Below are 22,984 nucleotides of genomic sequence, written 5' to 3'. Positions count from 1 at the left end.
CTATTATAGTAAAGCAAAAGAAACTTGTCATCATAAATGGTAAGAATTATTTTCAATTCCTTCCCTATTTGATAGACTGATGAAGAGAGAAAATCGGTGGTCACCACCATTATCTAACATTGACTACGTAAAAGAGAAGGGATTTTATATGCAAAAAGAGAAATGGTGTTTCATTGATACAGGAAACCAAGACCCTGCCTTTAACATGGCCATGGACGAAGCCTTGCTTTATTGGCATAGCGAGAAGCTGATCCCGCCTGTGATCCGTTTTTATGGTTGGAATCCAGCGACATTATCTGTTGGATATTTTCAACATGTTGAAAAAGAAATCAACATGGAAGCGGTTGAGCGCTATGGTCTTGGATTTGTCCGCAGGCCTACAGGAGGTCGCGGCGTTCTTCATGATCAGGAATTGACTTACAGTGTGATCGTGTCAGAAGAGCACCCAGAGATGCCGGCGACGGTGACAGAGGCATACCGCGTCATTTCAGAAGGGATTTTAGAGGGCTTTAAAGAACTGGGACTCGATGCGTATTTTGCCATTCCTCGTACAGAAAAAGAAAAAGAAAGCTTAAAAAATCCAAGATCGTCTGTATGTTTTGATGCGCCTTCATGGTACGAGCTTGTCGTAGAAGGCAGAAAAGTAGCAGGCAGTGCGCAAACAAGACAAAAAGGTGTGATCCTCCAGCATGGCTCGATTTTAATTGATCTTGATGAGGACAAATTGTTTGATTTATTTCTGTATCCAAACGACCGGGTGAGAGAGCGGATGCAGCGTAGCTTTAAAAACAAAGCGGTGGCGATCAATGAAATTTCAGATCGAACATGTACGATAGACGATGCGCGTGTTGCATTTAAACGAGGGTTTGAAAAAGGATTAAATATCGAGCTTGTGCCTTATGAGCTGACAGATGAAGAGTTGGCATTTGTTCATCACCTCGCCAAAACGAAATACGCCACAGATGATTGGAATTACAAGCGTTAAGACGAAGGACTCTTCTTGTTTTTTAATGGGCGATGGTGTAGAATTGTTATGATTATTAAGTAAAGGTGCATTTTGGAGGGGTTTTATGACTACACCTAGTATGGAAGATTATATTGAACAAATTTATATGCTGATAGAAGAAAAAGGATATGCAAGAGTATCTGATATTGCAGAAGCCCTCGCTGTCCATCCCTCCTCTGTAACAAAAATGGTTCAGAAGCTAGATAAAGATGAATACCTCATTTATGAGAAATATCGTGGTCTAATTTTAACCCCGAAAGGCAAAAAAATTGGAAAACGTCTCGTATACAGACATGAACTGCTAGAGCAATTTTTAAGAATCATTGGTGTAGATGAAGAGAAAATTTATGATGATGTAGAAGGTATTGAGCATCATCTCAGCTGGAACAGCATTGACCGCATCGGCGACCTCGTCCAATTCTTTGAAGAAAACGATGAGCGATCCGTTCAGCTGAAAGCGATTCAAAAGAAAAACGAACAAACAAATCAAGAATCTTAAGAAAAAGGACACCTGGCGAAGGGTGTCCTTTTAAATTGTTGACAAAGGGGTAAAATGTACTTTATTTTAGCTCTTTGTCTTCTTTTCAGCGTGAAAGAAAACCTTTGCAGTCTAGGAAGGACGAGCATCGGAGCGGAGCGAATTTGACATTCGTGAGCACCGGAGCGCAGGACTGACACCGAATGCGAGGGTTTGTCTACACGCTGAAAGGACACCTGGCGAAGGGTGTCCTTTTTGAATATAGTTCTAATGAAAGGCAAATGCTCCTACACTATTAATAGTGTGACAGAAAAGGGGGCTCCTTGATGAAGATAGATGGTGTGTTCTCAGGTGGAGGCATTAAGGGTGCAGCACTTGCAGGCGCCTATGAAGCGCTTGAAGCAAGAGGATTTCAATTTGTCCGTCTCGCTGGAACAAGTGCGGGAGCGATCATTGCTTCACTCATCGCAGCGGGTTTTACGAGTCAGGAGATTCGGGAGCTGTTAGACGAAATGGATGAGCATCAATTGCTTGATCGAAGGTGTCAATTCATCCCGTTTAAAATGCTCAGGTGGGTGTCTATTTATTGGCGTCTTGGCCTTTACAAAGGTGACCGTCTAGAAAAATGGCTGACGGACGTGTTAAAACGAAAAGGCGTCACCGTATTCGGGGATCTGAAAAAAGATACGCTCAAAATCGTCGCTTCTGATTTAACAAATGGCAAAATCCTTGTCCTTCCAGATGACCTTCCTTCCTATGGGTTAAATCCAGAACGGTTTTCTGTCGCCAGAGCCATTCGGATGAGCTGCAGTCTGCCGTATTTTTTCGAACCTGTCAAACTGAGGTCTTCAAAAGGAATTTGTACCATCGTGGATGGCGGCGTGCTCAGCAACTTTCCGATTTGGCTTTTTGCTGAAGAGAAAAAAAGACCGTTTGTCGGTGTCACATTAACGCCAAACGAAAAAGAACGCCCTCAACATTCCATCCGCAATGCGTTTGAACTGTTTGGCGCTCTATTTGAAACGATGCGTGGTGCTCATGACGAAAGACATATTGCCACAAAACACGAACGTCATATTATTTTTATCCCTGTAGAACACGTCATTGCCACTGATTTTCATCTCATGACAGAAAAGAAAAAGGCGCTCGTCGATCTAGGCAGACAGAAGGCCGAGCAATTTTTAAAGAGCTGGACATTTTAAAATAAGGCGCGATTTTTCTTTTTGTTTTTCTTGCCTTCAATGACTGTCAAATGTGTTTGGCTTTTCTTTTTGAGAAGGACGGGCTTAGACTTGTGGTCAGTCGGCACGCTTCGCAAATGAGTGACCCGGTTTTTCATCTGGCTTTTCGTTTTTGGTTTAGGCTGCTGGTAGCGACGTTTTGATTGTTTGACTGCTTTACGATAAAGATTTCCTTCTGTTCCAGTTCTTCGATTCATCAGCCATCTAAATAGGAAAAACATAACCGCTCCAATGATCACAACTGATAGCAGCATTGTAAAGAGTCTGCTTGGATTCGTTGTGAGTAAATACACAAATCCCAAAACACCTAAAGCGAAAATAATGGTAAAAGCAGGATGTACTCGGCGATTCATAACTGTCCACCTCCGAAAGAATTTACCGGATTTATAAACTAGATCACTTGATGAGCAGAATCTGATGCTTGTTTCGCAGATGCTTCCTCTAAACGAAGAAGTTCATTAAAACTTGCAATGGCTACCTCGACTTGATCATCAGAGGGTTCTTTTGTTGTGAGCAATTGCAGCCAAAGGCCAGGATAGCCAAGCACTTTAAGCACTGGCACGTCACGGAGTTTGTTTGTGAGCTGAAGCACTTCAAATGAAATGCCCAGAACAACCGGAATAAGCGCCAAGCGATTCAGAACTCTCACCCATAAAGGATCTGTCGGTACGAGTAAATAGACGAACATGCCGACAATGACAGTGAATAAAATAAAGCTGCTGCCGCATCGATAATGCAGGCGAGATTGGCTTTGGACATTTTCCACTGTGATGTCAAGATTCTGTTCATAGCAGTTTATGACTTTATGTTCTGCCCCATGATATTGAAATACCCTTTTAATTAAAGGGGTCATGGAAATAAAGTAAATATAGCCTAATAACAGGATCAATTTAAAGAACGTTTCCACTGCAATTTGTGCGAAGTTTCCAGAAAACACCGGACGCACAAGTTCGGCTAAAAAGACAGGCACTAAAGTAAAGACAAATTTACTAAAAAGAAGAGAGAGAACTCCGATCACCGCAATGCCAAAGATCATTGATAATTTCGAGCTTTTTTGTTCTTTTTCAAGAGAATGATCTTCAGAAGGATCTAAGTCATAGCGCTCGCTGGAGAAGTTTAAGTGCTTACTGCCGTTTGCGCTTGCTTCAACAAGTGCAGCAACACCCCTGACAAAAGGGATTTTCTTAAGAAAGGCGGTTCGTTTATTGGAGGTTCGGGGAAGCTTTAAAAACTCAATGGACTGATCCTTACGCCGGATCGCTGTCACATAGTTCTTTTTACCTCCGAACATCACACCTTCCACAACTGCCTGCCCTCCATATGCTGGAGGTTTTGTTTGATTGGACATATTTCATCAACCTGCCTGTTTCCTGTAATTTACATGCATTTCCTTATACCTTTATTGTACAGGAAAAGAGGGGAAATCACTAGCTCACAGGTCGATTATCTACTAGAATTCTATCTACCTCTTTTTAGCCAGTATACCCTGTTATAAAAATTTTACACTCTCGCACGGAAATCCTTTTTTTTCATGACATTTTGGACATACTACTTGCTGGAGGTGTTCATATGAAACGTGATGAAAAGAAAAACCAAGAAGAAAAAAACCAATCAGTACAAACGTCTTCAATGGTGGCAAGGGCAGCAGCCACAGGTTTTGCCGGCGGAGTTTTTTGGGGCTTTATCGGATTTCTGACCCATATGTTTCATTTTTCAGAGGTGAGTCCAAATATGCTGTTGCAGCCATTTGTGCTTGGTGAATGGAAAAAAGGCGGACTTGGTACATTTATGAGTATTGTACTTTTAGGGATTTTATCTATTGGAGCAGCCTTTATTTATTATGGACTGCTCAAACGGATCAAAGGTTTTTGGATGGGGCTGATCTATGGCGCGATTTTATGGCTGCTTGTTTTTTATGTATTTAATCCTATATTCCCCGATGTGAAGCAAGTGCAAGATTTGCAGCAAAGCACCATTGTGACGACATTTTGCCTATATATTTTATATGGCATGTTTGTCGGATACAGTATTTCATTTGAATACAATGAATTAACGAGTCAGAAGCTTGCAAGGGCACTCGGGAAAAAGACAGAATAAAGTGTAAATCCACCATTCATATGATAAAATTATTTTTGGAAACGAAAGGTTTCTAAGGAAAAAGAAACAGACATCGATATAGAGTGAATTAGGGTGAAGGAGTGGTCATATGCCTCATTTTCTAGTGCTGAATGGGCCCAACTTAAATAGGCTCGGCAAGAGAGAGCCAGGAGTTTATGGAAGTAAAACACTAACAGATTTAGAAACGGATTTGTTTCAGTTTGCAGAAAGAGCAAATATTCAATTAACGTTCTTTCAATCGAATCACGAGGGAGATCTGGTCGATGCGCTCCATGAAGCAGAAGATCAGTACGATGGCGTCGTGTTTAACCCGGGTGCTTTTACCCACTATAGCTATGCACTGAGAGATGCCATTGCAAGTATTACGTTACCTGTCATCGAAGTACATATCACAAATGTTCATAAGAGAGAGGAATTCCGCCATCATTCGGTTCTTGCTCCAGTATGCCAAGGTCAAATCGTTGGACTTGGTTTAGAAGGATATAAATTGGCGATTCGTTATTTAGTCAGTGAAGGGGGAGCAGTATCATGAAACTTGAAAAACTAAGAAAACTTTTAGCCGAATTAGACATAGATGGTTTAGTGATTACGAGCAGCTTTAATTTACATTATATGACGAGTTTTACTGGATCAGCCGGTCTTGCCATCGTTTCAAAGGATCGAGCCGCCTTTATTACGGATTTCCGTTACACGGAGCAAGCCAAGGATCAAGTAAAGGGCTATGACATCATTGAACATAAAGGAAACATTGTGGAAACTGCTGTCCAAACGGCAAACGAATTTGGGGTGAAACGTCTTGGTTTTGAACAAAACCATATGACATTTGCCACCTACCAGCAGTACTCGGGGAAAGCAAGCGGTATCGAGCTTGTTCCAGTCTCGGAATCAGTTGAAAAGTTGCGCTTGATTAAGTCTAATGAAGAGATTAAGATATTAGAGGAAGCTGCGAAGATTGCAGATCATGCCTTTGATCATATTCTCACGTACATCAAGCCGGGCCTGACAGAAATTGCGGTCATGAACGAGCTTGAATTTTTCATGAGAAAAGAAGGGGCAGAAGGATCTTCATTCGATATGATTGTTGCCTCTGGCGTTCGTTCAAGCCTGCCACACGGGAGAGCGAGCGAAAAGGTGATTGAATCTGGCGACTTGGTGACACTGGATTTCGGTGCCTACTATAAAGGCTATTGTTCAGACATGACAAGAACCATTGCTGTAGGAACACCAAGCGACAAATTAAAGGAAATTTATCATATCGTATTAGAAGCAGAAAACGCTGGTGTGGATAAAATCAAGCCAGGCTTAACAGGAAAAGAAGCTGATCGCATCACACGAGACATCATTGAAAAGTATGGCTACGGTCAATACTTCGGGCATTCGACTGGACATGGTCTTGGTATGGAAGTACATGAAGCACCTGGCCTTTCCTCACGCTCAGATGTCGTGTTAGAAGAGGGAATGGTTGTGACAGTTGAACCAGGCATTTACTTGCCGGATGTCGGCGGCGTGAGAATTGAGGATGATATTGTCCTGACAGCTGACGGCAATAAACGATTGACCCACTCACCGAAAGAACTTATCATATTATGATGGTGAAATGTAGGAGGATGACAAAATGATTTCAGTAAACGATTTTCGTACAGGCCTGACAATTGAAGTGGACGGCGGTATTTGGCGTGTAGTGGATTTCCAACACGTAAAACCAGGAAAAGGCGCAGCGTTTGTCCGTTCGAAACTGCGTAACCTGCGTACAGGTGCGATTCAAGAGAAAACATTCCGTGCGGGTGAAAAAGTAGCGAAAGCTCAAATTGAAACAAAAACAATGCAATATTTATATGCAAATGGCGATCAGCATGTATTCATGGATACAAGCTCATACGAACAACTTGAACTAAGCGAAGCGCAAATCAAAGATGAGCTGAAATATTTGCTTGAAAATATGTCTGTTCAAATCGTCATGTACGGTGATGAAACACTTGGAGTAGAACTTCCAAACACTGTAGAACTAGAAGTAGTAGAAACAGAGCCTGGTATTAAAGGTGATACGACATCAGGTGGATCAAAACCTGCAAAAACAGAAACTGGTTTAATCGTGAACGTTCCTTTCTTTGTGAACCAAGGTGATAAACTAGTGATCAATACATCTGACGGTTCATACGTTTCAAGAGCGTAATGAACGGAGAGAGACTGTAAACCTCGTGTTTACAGTCTCAGCGTGTAGGCAAACCCTCGCATTCTTTGTCAGTCCTGCGTGCTGGTGCTCACGAATGTCAAATTCGCTCCGCGCCAGTACTCGTTCTTCCTAGACTGCAAAGGTTTTCTATCACGCTGAAAAGAAGACAAAGGGATAAAATCAAGTTCATTTTATCCCTTTGTCAACTATCTGAGACTGTAAACCTCGTGTTTACAGTCTTTTTTTATTTGAAAAATAGGACGCCTCGTTATGACACCCCTTACTCTATTCTCTCATCCATCTCTCTTCCTTTTGAAAAACAAGACTACTTCTAGCTAGTGAAGCATATAGTGTAAAAAAAGCTGGAGGTTCTATATGAAACAATTTCTCCCGGGTATACACCCATCAGTCGCTGCCATGGCAGGGATGAGGTTTTTATCTGCCGCGATTGAACTGACGGCCGCCATCCTCATTTTAGTGACAAATGATGTGCGTAAAGCGGTTGTCATCAATAGTATATTAGCGATCATCGGGCCGCTCATTTTTATTATTACGATGACGATTGGAATCTACCAAATTGCAGGGCAGTTATCCTATGCGAAGCTTGTGTTTATTTTCATTGGTGTCGTATTTATTCTTGTTGGAATTTATAAGTGAAATGGCTTGGCATAATTAACGGCATGCATCATACATTTTAGAGAAGAAAAAAAGGAGGGGAATTCGTTGCGGAGTTTGTTGGATATTCTCCCGCACTCAATTGGACAAGAACTCAGCATGTTAAAAGAAGCAGAGTGGGCGCAAATAGAAGAAATCCGCATTCGCACCGATCGCCCAATTGAGCTGATGCAAGGAGGAAAACCCCGCTTTCTTTCCTATTATACAACAGGTGAAGATGCGGCTCAGCTATTAGGCAGGCTCAGTAATTACAGCATGTACACACTGGAGGAAGAGTTAAAACAGGGCTATATCACCATATCTGGCGGACATCGGGTTGGGCTTGCTGGAAAGGTCATCGTCGAAAATGGATTCGTCAAAGGCTTAAGAGATATTTCTTCATTTAATATTCGTATCGCAAAAGAGAAGATCGGAATTGCTCTGCCGTTTCTCCCTTATTTATATGAAAAACATTGGTGTAACACACTGATTATAGGTCCGCCGCAAACCGGGAAAACGACATTGCTGCGTGATCTAGCCCGTCTTGTCAGTACAGGAACAACAGCCATTTCTCCTAGAAAAACAGGGATTGTAGATGAACGCTCTGAAATCGCAGGTTGTATAAGAGGAGTGCCGCAGCATTCTTTTGGGCACCGGATTGATGTACTTGATGCGTGCCCAAAGGCTGAAGGGTTAATGATGATGATCAGATCCATGAGCCCAGAAGTCATCATTGTCGATGAAATCGGAAAAAGTGAAGATGTACAGGCACTGTTAGAAGCAATCCATGCTGGAGTCACCATTATCGTCTCAGCTCATGGGTATTCTCTTGAAGACTTATCTAAACGGCCATCATTTGAACCGTTATGGCAGCTTCGTGTGTTTGATCGATATGTGGAATTAAATAGAGAAAAAGGGCCTGGCACGATCGGACGGATATTTGACCAAGAGGGACAAGAGCTGAAGCGGAGGCGGGGAGTGGACGTATGTTAAAGCTTATTGGTGCTATTTTCATTGTTGCGGCTACGACATGGGGAGGATTCGAGTTTGCGAAGCGGTACAGTGATCGGCCAAAGCAAATCCGCCAGCTCCGGTTTGCACTCCAATCTCTTGAAGCTGAAATTATGTATGGTCAAACACCTTTAGCTAGAGCTGCTGAGCAAATTGCGTCCCAAGTAGGACCGCCTGTGAATCGGCTATTTGAACAATTTGCAGAAAAACTCAACGTCGGAACCTTTTCTGCGAGGCATGCATGGAATGAAAGTCTAGAGGATGTATGGAAAAAAACCGTATTAAAAAAAGGCGAATATGAGGCGCTGAAGCACTTTGGAGAAACCCTTGGTCAGCATGATGTGACGGCTCAACAAAAATATATCAAGCTAGCTTTAGGCCATTTGGAATCAGAGGAAAAAGAAGCTGAAGTTGCCCAAGCGAAAAATGAAAAAATGGTGAGAAGTCTTGGTTTTCTAAGTGGGTTACTACTGATTCTGTTATTGATGTGAGAGGAAGGGAGTCGAGAGCATGGGCGTTGATGTAAACGTCATTTTCCAAATTGCGGGAGTGGGTATCGTCGTGGCTTTTCTCCATACGATTTTAGATCAAATGGGGAAAAAAGAGTACGCACAGTGGGTCACACTGCTTGGATTTATCTACATTTTATTTATGGTTGCTACCATTGTGGATGATTTGTTTAAGAAGATTAAAGCCGTATTTCTATTTCAAGGATAGGGGAGGGCTTACAAATCGAAATTATTCAAATTGTTGGACTTGGTTTAATCGCTACTTTTCTAGCATTAATCGTCAAAGAACAAAAGCCAACCTTTGCCTTTATGCTTGTTGTGTTTACTGGGTGTGTCATTTTCCTTTATTTAATCGATCAAATCTATGCCATTATCTCCATGATTGAAAAAATTGCAGCAAGTGCAGGCGTCAATATGAAATACGTTGAAACCATTTTGAAAATCATTGGCATTGCCTATATTGCAGAATTTGGTGCCCAGCTCACAAAGGATGCTGGACAAGGCGCCATCGCTTCAAAAATAGAGCTTGGCGGCAAGATTCTTATTTTGGTCATGGCGGTACCGATTTTAACGGTCATCATTGAGACGATCCTAGGTATGATCCCGTCCATGACTTGATGGAAAAGAGGTGATGATGATGAAACGGGTGACAGCTGTGCTGGGGTTTATGATGTTCTTTTGGATGATCGTTCCGTATGCAGGTGCAGAAGAAAGTGTGCCTTTATCAAGTGAAGAACCGGTCGCAGAAGAAGTTGCGGGTGGACAGGCTGATGCCTTAGAGCTTCATTCTATCAGTGACTTTTGGGAAACGATATTGGACGAGTATGGCGGCTTTCTGCCTGAAAGCCAAAAAGGTACTGTGAAGGAAATGATCGATGGCGATAAAGAGCTGTCTCCCCAAACGTGGCTGAAGGCTTTTGTTCATTATCTGTTTCATGAGCTGATTGCCAATGGAAAGCTCTTAGGCACACTTATATTACTTACCATCTTTTGTTCGCTTTTGCAGCTTTTGCAAAATGCGTTTGAACAAAGCACTGTTAGTAAAGTTGCATACGCTCTTGTTTATATGGTGCTTATCATTATTGCATTAAACAGTTTTCATGTTGCGATCTCTTATGCAACAGAAGCCATTCAAACGATGACTAGTTTTATTCTTGCTCTTATTCCTCTTTTATTAGCACTTATTGCCTCATCAGGCGGGCTTGTCTCAGCCGGATTCTTTCATCCTGTGATTTTGTTTTTAATGAACACGAGCGGTGTTTTTATTCAATATGTCGTTCTTCCGCTCATCTTTTTATCAGCGATCTTGAGCATAGTCAGTACATTGACCGAACAATACAAAGTGACCCAGCTTGCCCAGCTGTTAAGAAATGTCGCCATTGGGGGGCTCGCTGTTTTTTTAACTGTATTCCTCGGCGTCATTTCTGTACAGGGGGCATCTGCTGCTATCACTGATGGAATCGCTCTTCGCACAGCCAAGTTTATTACCGGAAATTTCATCCCTGTCCTTGGCAGAATGTTTACTGATGCGACAGATACCGTTATCAGCGCCTCTGTGCTGCTGAAAAATACGGTTGGCCTTGTAGGCGTCGCCATTTTGATTTCAATTGCGGCTTTCCCAGCGATTAAAGTGCTGTCGCTCGCTCTGATTTATAAACTGGCCGCTGCGATTCTTCAGCCTTTAGGGGGCGGGCCGATTATTAGCTGCCTTGATGTCATTTCAAAAAGTGTTCTTTATATATTTGCTGCATTAGCTGTTGTATCGCTTATGTTCTTTTTAAGCATTACCGTTATCATCACAGCTGGCAACCTCACCATGATGATGAAGTAAGGAGGGGACACCATTTGAGTTTTCTCACAGAATGGATCACAAGTATTATCCTATTTATTTTATTTGCGATTGTGATTGATCTTTTGCTTCCCAATTCAAGCATGCAGAAGTATGCAAAAATGGTCGTCAGCTTATTGTTAATTATCGTGATGCTCAATCCGATCTTTGCGTTATTCCGGGCAGATCCGGACCAAATTTTCTCAGAAATCATGAAAGGGAAGGACCAAGCGCAATCAGAAGAAATAAAAAATCAGATGAATTTAGAAAAAAAAGAAATACAAGCTTCACAGCGTGCATATATTTTAAAGCAAATGGCTGTCCAACTAGAAAAAAGCGCAAAGGAGCCACTGGAGAAGGAGAGCTATGAAATGAAACACGTAGAAGTGTTGGCAGATGAGGAGCACCTTGATCAGAATATGGAGGCAGATCAATTTCGCATCAAAGCAGTCCTTGTCCCGCTCACAGGTGATGCTGTAGAAACGGTGGCAAAGGTCGACATTGATCTTTCCAGGCAAAAGGAGGAAAGCGCCGAGACGTCAGCAAAAGAGATGGCGAGGGTGAAAGAGACGCTTGCAGATGTTTGGAATACACGGCCTGAACACATTGCGCTCAACATTGAGGGAGGTGACGCAGCAGATCATGAATAACAAGGACTGGAGACAAAAACTGAAATCAATGTTCCAAGCACCTGAAAAAGGTGAAGGGAAACCAAAATTAACGAAGCACCATTACTTACTGCTTGTCTTCATCATCGGCGTGTCATTCATGTTAGTCAGTCAAATTCTGTCACCGCCATCAAGCAAACAAGAGGCTGCTGTTCCTGCGTCTAAAAAAACATCCTCAGAAGAGCAGGCGGTGTTCAAACCATCCTCTTCAGGTAAGTCAAACAACTCGATAGAGGATGTTGAACAAGAATACGAAAATCAGCTGAAAGAAATTTTAGAAACGATCATTGGTGTTGAGGATGTTTCCATCGTGGTAAATGTAGACGCAACTTCTTTAAAAGTGTTTGAAAAAAACAAATCCAATAAAAGCACTACGACCGAGGAAACAGACAAAGAAGGCGGTGTGCGAAGTGTCACGGATCAAACAAAAGAAGAAGAGATTGTCATTATTAAAAATGGCAATGAAGAAACACCTGTTGTTGTCCAAACGAAAAAGCCAGACATTCGAGGTGTCCTCGTTGTTGCTCAAGGAGTAGACAACGTTCAAATAAAGAAAACCATCATTGAAGCGGTTACACGAGTGCTTGATGTACCGAGCCATAGAGTGGCTGTCGCCCCTAAAAAAATCAAGGAGGATTCGGAATGATGTTAAAAAAACAAACGGTTTGGCTATTAACGATGCTAAGTTTAGTTGTCGTATTAAGTGTGTACTATATCATGTCCCCACAAGGTGAGAATGCTGTGACAGTAGAAGATACAAAATCAAAAGGAATGGAAGAGAAAAAGGCTGAGCCAGAAAAAGGGACTGATAAAGGAACCGAAAAGAATGCAGAAGAGAAATCAACTGACAAAGAAACCAATGCGAAACAAGAAGATGTTGAAACAAGTGGAAAAGAAGGAAAGGCTGTTTCAGAGCAGACCGACGATGAACTTTTCACAACCTACAGACTTGAACTTGAAGATAAGCGCAGCAAGCAGCGTGAAGAGTATAACGAAATCGTGTCTAGCGATGATGCAACAGCGCAAGAAAAAAGTGAAGCTTATGATCAAATGACAGCGCTTAGTGAGGCAGAAGGAACAGAGCGCCAGCTGGAGACATTAATTAAAACAAAAGGATATAAAGATGCGCTCGTCAGTGCAGAAGGAGATAAAGTGAACATCACGGTTCGTTCTGATAAAAAATCAAAGTCCCAAGCAGCAGATATTATTGATTTGGTCACAAAAGAAATGAGAGGGCTTGATAACGTAGCCGTCACTTTTGAGCCATCGAATCAATAAAAAATGCACAAGCGCCCTTTTCTGAAAAGGGCGTTTTTTCATGCGGGTTGACGCCCTTTTTCAGGTGCTTGCGCGAGGTGTCTCATCACATTAATAGTTGAATTCAACGAAATCCTCCTGTAAGATGGTTATAGTATGTACTTTTAGTACTAGCCTATAAAAAAAGATAAATCCATACATAGGGGTGCAAATCCATGTTAAAAATTGAAGATATTCATGAACTAATTAAATTAATTGACGAATCAACAATTGATGAATTTACGTACGAAAATGAAGGTGCAAAAATCAAGTTAAAGAAAAATAAAGAAGTCGTTCAGCAAGTTGCGGCACAAGCACCAGTGGCTCCTGTCCAAGCAGCTCCAGCTCAACAAGCTCCTAAAGCACAAGCTCCAGCTCAGACCGAAGCCCCTGCACAAGAGGGAGCCGCGTCTGAAAACCTGCATAAAATCACATCCCCAATGGTTGGCACATTTTACGCTTCTTCTTCACCAGAAGCAGATCCGTATGTGACAACAGGTTCTAAAGTGAAGGAAAACTCAGTTGTATGTATCGTTGAAGCGATGAAACTGTTTAATGAAATCGAAGCAGAAGTAAAAGGCGAAATCGTCGAAGTATTAGCTGAAAACGGTCAGCTTGTAGAATTCGGACAACCCCTCTTTCTAGTGAAAGCAGAGTAAGGAGTACGATCATGATTAAAAAGCTATTAATTGCAAACAGAGGAGAAATCGCAGTTAGAATCATCCGTGCTTGTAAAGAGCTTGGAATTGAAACAGTTGCGGTATTTTCTGAAGCGGATCGTGATGCGCTGCATGTTCAAATGGCTGATGAAGCATATTGCATCGGACCGACTGCTTCAAAAGATAGTTATTTAAATGTGACAAATATTGTCAGTGTCGCAAAACTAACAGGTACAGATGCCATCCATCCAGGATATGGTTTCCTTGCTGAAAATGCAGACTTTGCAGAGCTTTGCGAGGAATGTAATGTCATCTTTGTTGGACCAACTGCGTCAGCAATTTCCAAAATGGGAACGAAAGATGTGGCAAGAGAAACAATGAAGCAAGCTGGAGTTCCAATTGTCCCTGGTTCTCAAGGAATTGTAAAAGATCTTGATGATGCTGTTTCAACAGCAGCTAGTATTGGGTATCCTGTCATTATTAAAGCAACTGCAGGCGGCGGTGGTAAAGGTATCCGTGTGGCTCGCACAGAAGAAGAGCTCATTAACGGTGTCACCATCACGCAGCAGGAAGCAGCACAAAACTTCGGGAACCCAGGTGTCTATTTGGAGAAATTCATTGAAGACTTTAGACACGTTGAAATTCAAGTCCTTGCTGATCAGCATGGGAATACCATTCACTTAGGTGAACGTGATTGTTCTATCCAAAGAAGAATGCAAAAGCTTCTGGAAGAAACGCCATCACCTGCACTAAATGCAGATATTCGTGAGCAAATGGGTGAAGCTGCCGTAAAAGCAGCCGAAGCTGTTGAATACACAGGTGCTGGAACGGTTGAATTCATTTACGATTATAATGAAGAGAAGTTTTACTTCATGGAAATGAATACACGTATCCAAGTAGAGCATCCTGTAACGGAAATGGTCACTGGTGTTGATTTGATCAAAGAACAGATCAAAGTAGCTTCAGGTGAAAAGCTTTCCCTTACGCAAGAGGATGTCGTATACGAAGGCTGGGCGATTGAATGTCGTATTAATGCAGAGAACCCTGAGAAAAACTTCATGCCTTCTGCTGGTGAAATTAAAATGTACCTCCCGCCAGGCGGTTTAGGAGTACGTATTGATTCTGCCGCTTATCCTGGTTATGTGATTCCGCCATATTACGATAGTATGATTGCGAAAGTGATCACATATGGTAAAACGAGAGAAGAAGCAATTGCAAGAATGAAACGTGCGCTTCAAGAATTCGTCATTGAAGGAGTCTACACAACGATTCCATTCCACCTCAGATTACTAGAGCACGAAACATTTGTGAGCGGTAATTTTAATACGAAGTTTTTAGAAACGTATCAAATTATGAAATAATAACAGCTTTCGGAGGTGAATGATCGTGTCAGAAAACAATTTGCTTGAAATGAACCTTGATGAAGATCAATTGGGAAAAGTGCAAATTGCGCCAGAAGTGATTGAAGTCATTGCTGGGATCGCTGCATCAGAGGTCGAAGGAATTGCGGAAATGCGCGGCAACTTCGCTGCTGATGTGGCAGAACGCTTTGGGAAGAAGAATCACCGTAAAGGTGTGAAAGTAGATGTCTCTGATGAAGGCATCACAATTGATGTGTATTGTGTGGTTGAATTTGGCCTATCCATTCCAAAGGTATCCACTGCTGTTCAAGAAAATATCCGTCAAACCCTTTTAAACATGACGGCCTTAACGATTAATGAAATCAACATTCATGTCGTCGGCATTCAATTTGATACAAAAACAGCTGAAGCTGAAGTTGATCAAGAAATGTAAAAAGGGTTGAAGTGAAACCAAGGAGGCATTGCCTCTTTGGTTTTTTAAAGCCCATTTTTGGGAAAATTCCACATGATGATTACGTCACGCATGGAGTGATTCGTTTTTCGTCACAGCTCGCATGGATCTTGGTGCGACTGCGGTCAAAATATGTTATGATCTCTGTATGGCTTAACGACAAGCGGATAAAGTGGTTAAAGGAGTAAATAATGAAAAGAAGAACTGCAAGAGAAAAGGCGCTACAAACATTATTTCAAATTGATGTCAGCAATATTGATCCGAAAGAGGCCATTACACATGCGCTGGATGAACAAGAATCAGATCCTTTTTTCGAGGAACTGGTTTTCGGTGTGCTCGAACAAAAGGACAAGCTCGATGACATGATTTCACAGCATCTTGTGAATTGGAAACTTGATCGTATTGCGAACGTAGACAGAGCCATTTTAAGGCTGTCTGTGTACGAAATGGTATATCAAGAAGATATCCCGGTGAGTGTTTCAATGAATGAAGCCATTGAACTGGCTAAATTGTTCGGTGACGATAAGGCGCCGAAATTTGTAAATGGTGTACTTTCAAACATTAAAAACGACCTAAAGCAGCAATAGGAGGATTCGACATGACAGCAACAATCATCGATGGGAAAGAAACAGCAAAAGAAAAGCGTGAACAATTAGCAAAAGAAGTAGAAGAGCTAAAACAAAAAGGAGTCACACCTGGTCTTGCCGTTATTCTAATCGGTGATGATCCGGCTTCACTTTCTTACGTACGCGGGAAGAAAAAAGCAGCAGAAGCCATGGGCATGCATTTCCAGCTTGATCATTTAGATGCTTCTTTAACAGAAGAGGAATTGCTAAAGATGATTGATCAGTACAATGCGAATGATCAATTCCACGGAATTCTTGTTCAGCTTCCACTGCCAAAACATATTTCTGAAAAAGCCGTCATTGAATGCATTTCACCAGAGAAAGACGTAGATGGTTTTCATCCGCTGAATATCGGGAAAATGCTACTTGGGGAAGACACATTCCTCCCTTGCACACCAGCAGGTATTGTTGAATTATTGAACAAAACAGGTGTGGATCTCTCTGGCAAAGAAGTGGTCGTTGTAGGACGAAGCAATATCGTCGGCAAACCAGTTGGACAATTGCTATTAAACGAAAATGCAACCGTCACCTACTGTCATTCAAGAACGGCGAACATTTCAGAACATACGTTAAAAGCGGACATTTTAGTTGTTGCCGTCGGTCGAGCAAACTTTATTAAAGCTGACCAAATTAAAGAAGGCGCTATTGTCATTGATGTAGGAGTCAATCGTCTAGAAACAGGGAAACTTGTAGGGGACGTTGACTTTGAAGCAGCAAAAGAAAAAGCTTCTTACATCACACCAGTCCCTGGCGGAGTGGGTCCAATGACAATTACGATGCTTGCACACAATACGGTTAAATCAGCAAAACGTACATTATCATAAGCTTGATCCATTCATCCACCTGCGTGCTGCCGGTGGATGAATGTGCGTTTTTGAAGAGGAGGAATACGTCATGAGTGAAAAAGCCTTTGTGACGGTCACAGCCCTTACAAAATACATAAAAAGAAAATTTGATGTTGACCCTCATTTAGAAGATATTTGGATCAAAGGTGAGTTATCAAATGTGAAGATTCATTCAAGAGGTCATGTTTATTTCACCTTAAAGGACGAAAATGCACGTATGCAAGCTGTTATGTTCCAGCGCTCCGCGTCCAAGCTGCCTTTTTCACCAAAGAGCGGAATGAAAGTGTTCGTACGTGGCGGAATTCAAGTCTACGAACCGAGCGGAAGCTATCAATTATATGCAAAAGAAATGCAGCCTGATGGTGTTGGTGCTCTTCATCTTGCCTATGAAGAGCTGAAGAAGAAACTAGCAAGTGAAGGCTTATTTGATGAGCGCTATAAAAAAACAATTCCTGAATATCCAGAGGTTGTTGGTGTCATTACATCCCCAACAGGAGCAGCTGTTCGAGATGTCATTACCACGATCAATCGGCGCTATCAGCAGGCCAAGATCATTGTGCTTCCGGCATTAGTCCAAGGAGAAAATGCTCCGCGTTCGATTGTGGAACGGATTAAAGAAGCCAATGAAAAACAACTTTGTGATGTCTTGATTGTCGGGAGAGGCGGAGGATCGATTGAAGAACTTTGGGCCTTTAATGAAGAAGCAGTCGCAAGAGCGATCTTCGCATCAGACATTCCAATCATTTCTGCAGTTGGGCACGAAACAGACTTTACCATTAGTGATTTCACTGCAGACATGAGAGCACCCACACCAACAGGAGCAGCAGAACTAGCTGTTCCAAGCACCGCTGATTTAATTGAACGAATCAAATCAATCGACATTCGGTTAACAAGAGCAGTAAAAAATCGAACGTCACAAGCAAAAGACCGTCTTGTGGCACTTCAATCCTCTTATGCTTTCCGTTTTCCAAAACGATTACAAGAGCAAAAAGAGCAGCAATTCGATATGGTATTTGATCGTTTTCAAAAACAGCTGACAAGACAAATGGAACAAAAACGCAGTCAACTTGACCGCCAAACATATAGACTGAAGCCGCTTCATCCAAAAGAGCAGCTGCTTCAGGCGAAAAAACGTCACGCCAATGAAACAGAACAGCTCGTTCGGAGCATGAATGTGCAAATGAAAACAATTCATTCGCAGTTCCAATCGGTTCTTGGTAAACTAAATGCATTAAATCCGCTTCAAGTCATGGAAAGAGGCTATAGTTTAGCTTATAAAGAAGATGAGCTCATTAAAAGTGTGAATCAAGTAGAAACGAAGGATCAACTGACGATTACAATGAAGGATGGACGTCTGATTTGTGAGGTTATTGAGAAGGAGGGCAATCATCATGACAGAATCAAATAAACAAAAAGAAGAACAAATGACATTTGAAGAGGCCATGAAAGGACTTGAAGAGATTGTGGGAAAGCTCGAAGAAGGCGATGTACCGCTAGAACAAGCTATCCACTATTTCCAAGAGGGTATGACGCTCTCAAAACTTTGCCATGAAAAATTACAGCATGTTGAAAAGCAAATGGATTTCATTTTAAAAGAGGACGGTGAACTGGCTCCTTTTTCTGTGAAGGAGGCAGATGCTGGTGACAAGTAACTTAAACGAATTTTTAACAACACGAAAACAAGCAATTGAAGACTATTTATTTACATATGTGCAGGAATTGGCTATTCCAGAAGAGCTGAAATCTTCTATGCTTTATTCTCTGAAAGCTGGCGGAAAAAGACTACGTCCTGTGCTTGTTCTTGCTCTTTTAAATGCGTATGGAAAAAGGGAAGAAGAGGGTATACCAGTAGGTTGTGCAGTGGAAATGATTCATACGTATTCCTTGATACATGATGATCTTCCTTGTATGGACGATGATGATCTGCGCAGAGGAAAGCCGACCAACCATAAAGTATACGGCGAGGCAACAGCTGTTCTTGCAGGTGATGCGCTGCTCACTGAAAGCTTCCGTCTCATTACATCGCAATTATCTGACGATGTACCTGCTGATCAAAAGCTTCGAATCATCGATGAACTTGTTACATCAGCAGGTGCACTCGGAATGGTTGGCGGGCAATTTGATGATATGGAAGCAGAACAGAAACAAATCTCTCTTTCTGAATTAGAATCGATTCATGCCCGCAAAACAGGAAAGCTACTCACCTTTAGTGTGGTTGCTGGTGCGATACTGGCAGGTGCATCTGATGATGAGATCGAAAAGCTGAGAGAATTCAGCTATCATATTGGCATTGCTTTTCAAATCCGTGATGATATTTTAGATCTTGAAGGCAGCGAAGAGAAAATAGGAAAGCGGATCGGCTCCGATACAGCAAATGAAAAGTCGACATATCCTTCTTTATTAACGCTTTCAGGAGCAAAAGAAAAGTTGGATGAACATATCACTCGTGCGAAAGAAATTGTCTCAAATCTTGAGTTGGAGCAAAACTTGCTGCATGATTTATGCGATCTGATTGCCTCACGAGATCACTAAAAACAGCCTAGATTTGAGGGTCCTCGAGCAATTGTGGTAAACTGTAAACAGTTTATCATGATGAGACAACTCTTATTCCTGAATTGGTTTTCATAGGAATAAGGCATTATATATGTAGATAGAAATTTTGTTGAAAGCGAGTTGATCCTGATTGGATCTTTTATCAATAAAAAATCCAACGTTTCTAAAAGGAATGTCAAATGCAGAATTAGAGGAGCTGAGTGCGGACATTCGCACGTTTTTAATTGAGTCGTTAGCGAACTCTGGTGGGCACATTGGTCCAAACCTTGGTGTCGTTGAACTTACTGTTGCACTTCACAAAGTATTTGACAGCCCGAAAGACAAATTTCTTTGGGATGTTGGACATCAGTCTTACGTTCACAAGCTGTTAACTGGAAGAGGCGCCGAGTTTGATACACTTCGTCAATATAAAGGGCTCTGCGGTTTCCCCAAACGAAATGAAAGTGAACATGATGTTTGGGAGACTGGACACAGTTCAACCTCATTATCTGGTGCAATGGGAATGGCGGCAGCGCGTGACATTAAAGGAACAGATGAATACATTCTCCCGATTATCGGCGATGGTGCACTAACCGGCGGTATGGCGTTAGAAGCACTGAACCATATCGGGGATGAAAAAAAAGACATGATTGTGATCTTAAACGACAATGAAATGAGTATTGCGCCAAACGTTGGTGCGATCCATACAATGCTTGGCAGACTACGTACAGCTGGTAAATACCAATGGGTAAAGGACGAGCTTGAATATTTATTCAAGCGTATCCCAGCAGTAGGTGGGAAGCTTGCTGCAACAGCAGAACGTATCAAGGACAGTCTGAAATATTTGCTTGTCTCTGGTATGTTCTTTGAGGAAATGGGCTTTACTTACTTAGGACCAGTAGATGGACATTCCTATGAAGATTTGTTTGAGAATCTTGAATACGCAAAGAAAACAAAAGGCCCGGTTCTCCTTCATGTCATCACGAAAAAAGGAAAAGGCTATAAGCCGGCCGAATCTGATAAGATCGGCACATGGCACGGAACAGGCCCATACAAAATCGACACAGGTGACTTTGTAAAACCGACAGCAGCTGCACCGTCATGGAGTGGTCTCGTCAGTGAAACCGTCAGAAAGCTTGCACGGGAAGATGAGCGGATTGTCGCGATTACACCTGCAATGCCTGTTGGCTCAAAGCTTGAAGGGTTTGCAAAAGAATTCCCTGAGCGAATGTTTGATGTTGGAATTGCAGAGCAGCATGCTGCAACAATGGCAGCCGGACTTGCTACACAGGACATGAAGCCATTTTTAGCGATTTATTCAACGTTCCTTCAAAGAGCCTATGATCAAGTGCTGCATGATATTTGCCGTCAAAATCTCAATGTGTTCATTGGAATTGACCGTGCAGGTCTTGTCGGTGCAGATGGAGAAACACATCAAGGTGTGTTTGACATTGCTTTTATGCGTCATATGCCGAATATGGTTCTCATGATGCCAAAGGATGAAAATGAAGGACAGCATATGGTCAACACAGCCATTCAATATGATGATGGTCCAATCGCCATGCGCTTCCCGCGTGGAAATGGACTAGGCGTCAAAATGGATGAACAGCTGAAAACCATTCCAATTGGTTCTTGGGAAGTTCTTCGTCCTGGGAAAGATGCTGTCATTTTAACATTCGGTACAACCATTAAAATGGCGCTGCAGGCAGCAGAAGAACTGCAAAAAGAAGGAAAATCAATCCGTGTTGTCAATGCACGTTTCATTAAGCCTCTTGATGAAGGCATGTTAAATGAGATACTGTCTGAAGGTTTGCCAATTTTAACAATAGAAGAAGCGGTGCTTCAGGGTGGATTTGGCAGCAGCGTATTAGAATATATTCACGACAAAAAAGCGTCTCATATAAAAGTAGAACGTATGGGCATTCCAGATGAATTTATTGAGCATGGAAGTGTCGATGCGCTACTTGAGGAAATTGGACTGACGAAAACACAGGTTGCTGAAACGTTACGTGACCTGCTTCCCGCAGCACCAAGAAAAGGAATTGGATCATGACATCAAAGAAAGAACGACTTGACGTTTTATTAGTCGAACAAGGACTAATGGAAACGAGAGAGAAAGCAAAACGCGCCATTATGGCAGGGATCGTTTACTCAAATGAAAACCGTTTGGATAAGCCAGGAGAAAAAATCGCTCGTGATACCCCGCTGACTGTGAAGGGGAATCCGCTGAAATATGTCAGCCGAGGTGGGCTAAAGCTCGAAAAGGCACTTCAGGAATTTGATTTAACCGTTGAAGGAAAGCTTTTAATTGATATCGGCTCATCAACAGGGGGATTTACAGATTGCGCACTCCAAAATGGAGCAGTCAAATCCTATGCTGTGGATGTTGGTTACAATCAGCTTGCGTGGAAATTACGACAGGATGATCGGGTGATCGTCATGGAACGCACCAACTTCCGCCATTCTGTTCCGGCAGATTTCACCGAAGGATTACCAGAGGTTGCATCTATTGATGTATCATTTATCTCGCTCAAACTCATTCTTCCCGCATTAAAGCATATTCTTATCCCAGGCGGCGACTGTATTGCGCTAGTGAAGCCGCAGTTTGAAGCGGGCAGAGAGCTTGTTGGAAAAAAAGGCATTGTGCGAGAACCTTCTGTACATCTTGGTGTGCTAGAAGAAATGAATCAATTTGCTGCAAAAGAAGGCTATGATGTAAAGAATGTTTCGTTTTCACCGATTACAGGCGGAGATGGAAATATCGAATTTCTCCTCCACTTGGTCCTGCATCTCGATCAAGAAGAGAATACGGCACTTCCAGTATCTGAACTTGAAAAAGTCGTCAAAGAAGCCCATGCCGTATTGAAAGAAAAGAAAAACAGTCCTGAGCCAGCTGACACATGAATTATTGAAACAAAAGGAATAATAGCTCGCTATTATTCCTTTTTACATGGTCAAAAGATCAGAATTGACGGTTTCTCACGTAATGCTTGTTTTTTGAAGTGTGCATCATATAACATAGAACGTAAAGACAAACTGAGATTCTAACGCCTAGGGGGGTCAAAATGAACAAAGGTCAAAGACATATTAAGATTAGAGAAATTATCGCAAGCCAAGAAATCGAAACACAAGACGAATTAGTCGATATTTTGAAAGCGGATGGATATAACATCACACAGGCGACCGTATCAAGAGATATCAAAGAACTGCATTTAGTCAAAGTGCCAACAAATAATGGAACATATAAATACAGCCTTCCTGCAGATCAGCGGTTTAACCCGCTATCAAAATTAAAGCGTTCCTTAATGGACGCATTTATTAAAATGGATGCTGCCAGTCATTTAATCGTTCTAAAAACAATGCCTGGGAACGCTCAAGCCATCGGTGCTTTAATGGATAATTTAGATTGGGAAGAAATTATGGGAACCATTTGTGGGGATGATACCATCTTAATCATTTGCCGCACGCCAGACGATACGGATACCGTTTCGTCCAAAATTTTAGAGCTTCTATAAAGAGATCAGGTTT

General features: G+C 42.0%; 29 protein-coding genes. 27 read left to right on the top strand and 2 right to left on the bottom strand.

Annotated features, from left to right (window positions below; translation table 11 throughout):
- Nucleotides 1-148 precede the first annotated feature (148 nt).
- From MHI20_RS05090 to MHI20_RS05080, 3 genes are all read left to right on the top strand, one after another.
- Nucleotides 149-985, top strand: coding sequence for a lipoate--protein ligase family protein (locus MHI20_RS05090; protein WP_017357972.1), 837 nt, complete (start codon nucleotides 149-151; stop codon nucleotides 983-985).
- Nucleotides 986-1,070: 85 nt separating this feature from the next.
- The gene (mntR, locus tag MHI20_RS05085; RefSeq protein WP_003215946.1) at nucleotides 1,071-1,505 is read left to right on the top strand and encodes a transcriptional regulator MntR; all 435 of its coding nucleotides are present in this window, start codon (nucleotides 1,071-1,073) and stop codon (nucleotides 1,503-1,505) included.
- Nucleotides 1,506-1,810: 305 nt separating this feature from the next.
- Nucleotides 1,811-2,686, top strand: a complete 876-nt coding sequence (locus MHI20_RS05080) for a patatin-like phospholipase family protein (protein WP_041091753.1) — start codon at nucleotides 1,811-1,813, stop codon at nucleotides 2,684-2,686.
- On the opposite strand, the gene MHI20_RS05075 is transcribed toward MHI20_RS05080, so the two are convergent.
- A complete protein-coding gene (locus MHI20_RS05075; RefSeq protein ID WP_008342206.1) occupies nucleotides 2,683-3,078 on the bottom strand; it encodes an SA1362 family protein in 396 nt (131 codons plus the stop codon). The genes MHI20_RS05080 and MHI20_RS05075 overlap by 4 nt on opposite strands.
- 38 nt (nucleotides 3,079-3,116) lie before the next feature.
- Nucleotides 3,117-4,073, bottom strand: coding sequence for a DUF1385 domain-containing protein (locus MHI20_RS05070; protein ID WP_007501199.1), 957 nt, complete (start codon nucleotides 4,071-4,073; stop codon nucleotides 3,117-3,119).
- 221 nt (nucleotides 4,074-4,294) lie between these two features.
- Here MHI20_RS05070 and MHI20_RS05065 point away from each other — a divergent pair, with 221 nt between their 5' ends.
- From MHI20_RS05065 to ahrC, 24 genes are all read left to right on the top strand, one after another.
- A complete protein-coding gene (locus MHI20_RS05065; RefSeq protein WP_057079319.1) occupies nucleotides 4,295-4,822 on the top strand; it encodes a YqhR family membrane protein in 528 nt (175 codons plus the stop codon).
- 109 nt (nucleotides 4,823-4,931) lie between these two features.
- Entirely contained in the window at nucleotides 4,932-5,375 is a 444-nt protein-coding gene (gene aroQ / locus MHI20_RS05060) for a type II 3-dehydroquinate dehydratase (protein ID WP_007501195.1), read from the top strand.
- Nucleotides 5,372-6,433, top strand: coding sequence for a M24 family metallopeptidase (locus tag MHI20_RS05055; RefSeq protein ID WP_007501193.1), 1,062 nt, complete (start codon nucleotides 5,372-5,374; stop codon nucleotides 6,431-6,433). Before aroQ ends, MHI20_RS05055 begins: the two co-directional genes overlap by 4 nt.
- Before the next feature lie 25 nt (nucleotides 6,434-6,458).
- Nucleotides 6,459-7,016, top strand: a complete 558-nt coding sequence (efp, locus tag MHI20_RS05050; RefSeq protein ID WP_007501192.1) for an elongation factor P — start codon at nucleotides 6,459-6,461, stop codon at nucleotides 7,014-7,016.
- 375 nt (nucleotides 7,017-7,391) lie between these two features.
- Complete coding sequence (locus tag MHI20_RS05045) at nucleotides 7,392-7,673, top strand: YqhV family protein (RefSeq protein ID WP_017367580.1); 282 nt, start codon at nucleotides 7,392-7,394, stop codon at nucleotides 7,671-7,673.
- A 66-nt stretch (nucleotides 7,674-7,739) separates the two neighbouring features.
- On the top strand, nucleotides 7,740-8,663 hold the full coding sequence (gene spoIIIAA / locus MHI20_RS05040; protein ID WP_024718857.1) for a stage III sporulation protein AA: 924 nt from the start codon (nucleotides 7,740-7,742) through the stop codon (nucleotides 8,661-8,663).
- Nucleotides 8,657-9,172 (top strand): stage III sporulation protein SpoIIIAB, encoded by a 516-nt coding sequence (spoIIIAB, locus tag MHI20_RS05035; RefSeq protein ID WP_340937024.1) that lies wholly within the window; start codon nucleotides 8,657-8,659, stop codon nucleotides 9,170-9,172. The genes spoIIIAA and spoIIIAB overlap by 7 nt, the downstream gene beginning before the upstream one ends.
- 19 nt (nucleotides 9,173-9,191) lie before the next feature.
- Nucleotides 9,192-9,398, top strand: a complete 207-nt coding sequence (spoIIIAC, locus tag MHI20_RS05030; RefSeq protein WP_003153142.1) for a stage III sporulation protein AC — start codon at nucleotides 9,192-9,194, stop codon at nucleotides 9,396-9,398.
- On the top strand, nucleotides 9,395-9,808 hold the full coding sequence (gene spoIIIAD / locus MHI20_RS05025) for a stage III sporulation protein AD (protein ID WP_087978339.1): 414 nt from the start codon (nucleotides 9,395-9,397) through the stop codon (nucleotides 9,806-9,808). Before spoIIIAC ends, spoIIIAD begins: the two co-directional genes overlap by 4 nt.
- Nucleotides 9,809-9,827: 19 nt before the next feature.
- On the top strand, nucleotides 9,828-11,021 hold the full coding sequence (spoIIIAE, locus tag MHI20_RS05020; protein WP_017357967.1) for a stage III sporulation protein AE: 1,194 nt from the start codon (nucleotides 9,828-9,830) through the stop codon (nucleotides 11,019-11,021).
- A gap of 14 nt (nucleotides 11,022-11,035) precedes the next feature.
- On the top strand, nucleotides 11,036-11,668 hold the full coding sequence (gene spoIIIAF / locus MHI20_RS05015; RefSeq protein WP_340937023.1) for a stage III sporulation protein AF: 633 nt from the start codon (nucleotides 11,036-11,038) through the stop codon (nucleotides 11,666-11,668).
- Nucleotides 11,669-11,696: 28 nt separating this feature from the next.
- Nucleotides 11,697-12,332, top strand: coding sequence for a stage III sporulation protein AG (gene spoIIIAG, locus MHI20_RS05010; protein WP_370539206.1), 636 nt, complete (start codon nucleotides 11,697-11,699; stop codon nucleotides 12,330-12,332).
- On the top strand, nucleotides 12,332-12,964 hold the full coding sequence (locus tag MHI20_RS05005; RefSeq protein WP_340939237.1) for a SpoIIIAH-like family protein: 633 nt from the start codon (nucleotides 12,332-12,334) through the stop codon (nucleotides 12,962-12,964). Before spoIIIAG ends, MHI20_RS05005 begins: the two co-directional genes overlap by 1 nt.
- Nucleotides 12,965-13,158: 194 nt before the next feature.
- Nucleotides 13,159-13,641, top strand: coding sequence for an acetyl-CoA carboxylase biotin carboxyl carrier protein (gene accB / locus MHI20_RS05000; protein WP_340937020.1), 483 nt, complete (start codon nucleotides 13,159-13,161; stop codon nucleotides 13,639-13,641).
- Nucleotides 13,642-13,652: 11 nt separating this feature from the next.
- Entirely contained in the window at nucleotides 13,653-15,002 is a 1,350-nt protein-coding gene (accC, locus tag MHI20_RS04995) for an acetyl-CoA carboxylase biotin carboxylase subunit (protein WP_024718863.1), read from the top strand.
- Between the two features lie 25 nt (nucleotides 15,003-15,027).
- Entirely contained in the window at nucleotides 15,028-15,435 is a 408-nt protein-coding gene (locus MHI20_RS04990) for an Asp23/Gls24 family envelope stress response protein (RefSeq protein ID WP_017357965.1), read from the top strand.
- Nucleotides 15,436-15,644: 209 nt separating this feature from the next.
- A complete protein-coding gene (gene nusB / locus MHI20_RS04985; RefSeq protein WP_012010530.1) occupies nucleotides 15,645-16,040 on the top strand; it encodes a transcription antitermination factor NusB in 396 nt (131 codons plus the stop codon).
- Nucleotides 16,041-16,051: 11 nt separating this feature from the next.
- Nucleotides 16,052-16,903, top strand: coding sequence for a bifunctional methylenetetrahydrofolate dehydrogenase/methenyltetrahydrofolate cyclohydrolase FolD (gene folD, locus MHI20_RS04980; protein WP_340937018.1), 852 nt, complete (start codon nucleotides 16,052-16,054; stop codon nucleotides 16,901-16,903).
- 70 nt (nucleotides 16,904-16,973) lie between these two features.
- On the top strand, nucleotides 16,974-18,332 hold the full coding sequence (gene xseA, locus MHI20_RS04975) for an exodeoxyribonuclease VII large subunit (protein ID WP_024718864.1): 1,359 nt from the start codon (nucleotides 16,974-16,976) through the stop codon (nucleotides 18,330-18,332).
- On the top strand, nucleotides 18,316-18,576 hold the full coding sequence (locus tag MHI20_RS04970; protein WP_003215880.1) for an exodeoxyribonuclease VII small subunit: 261 nt from the start codon (nucleotides 18,316-18,318) through the stop codon (nucleotides 18,574-18,576). The genes xseA and MHI20_RS04970 overlap by 17 nt, the downstream gene beginning before the upstream one ends.
- On the top strand, nucleotides 18,560-19,456 hold the full coding sequence (locus MHI20_RS04965; protein WP_414642589.1) for a polyprenyl synthetase family protein: 897 nt from the start codon (nucleotides 18,560-18,562) through the stop codon (nucleotides 19,454-19,456). Before MHI20_RS04970 ends, MHI20_RS04965 begins: the two co-directional genes overlap by 17 nt.
- A gap of 151 nt (nucleotides 19,457-19,607) precedes the next feature.
- Complete coding sequence (gene dxs, locus MHI20_RS04960) at nucleotides 19,608-21,509, top strand: 1-deoxy-D-xylulose-5-phosphate synthase (RefSeq protein WP_007501165.1); 1,902 nt, start codon at nucleotides 19,608-19,610, stop codon at nucleotides 21,507-21,509.
- Nucleotides 21,506-22,360: a TlyA family RNA methyltransferase gene (locus tag MHI20_RS04955; protein ID WP_144668104.1), complete on the top strand. Its 855-nt coding sequence runs from the start codon at nucleotides 21,506-21,508 to the stop codon at nucleotides 22,358-22,360. The genes dxs and MHI20_RS04955 overlap by 4 nt, the downstream gene beginning before the upstream one ends.
- A gap of 161 nt (nucleotides 22,361-22,521) precedes the next feature.
- The gene (gene ahrC / locus MHI20_RS04950; protein WP_007501163.1) at nucleotides 22,522-22,971 is read left to right on the top strand and encodes a transcriptional regulator AhrC/ArgR; all 450 of its coding nucleotides are present in this window, start codon (nucleotides 22,522-22,524) and stop codon (nucleotides 22,969-22,971) included.
- Nucleotides 22,972-22,984 lie beyond the last annotated feature (13 nt).

Source organism: Bacillus sp. FSL K6-1106, from assembly GCF_038005245.1.
Classification (GTDB): domain Bacteria; phylum Bacillota; class Bacilli; order Bacillales; family Bacillaceae; genus Bacillus; species Bacillus altitudinis.
The sequence above is the reverse complement of the archived record's forward strand: the minus strand, read 5'-3'. Positions and strand labels throughout refer to the sequence as shown.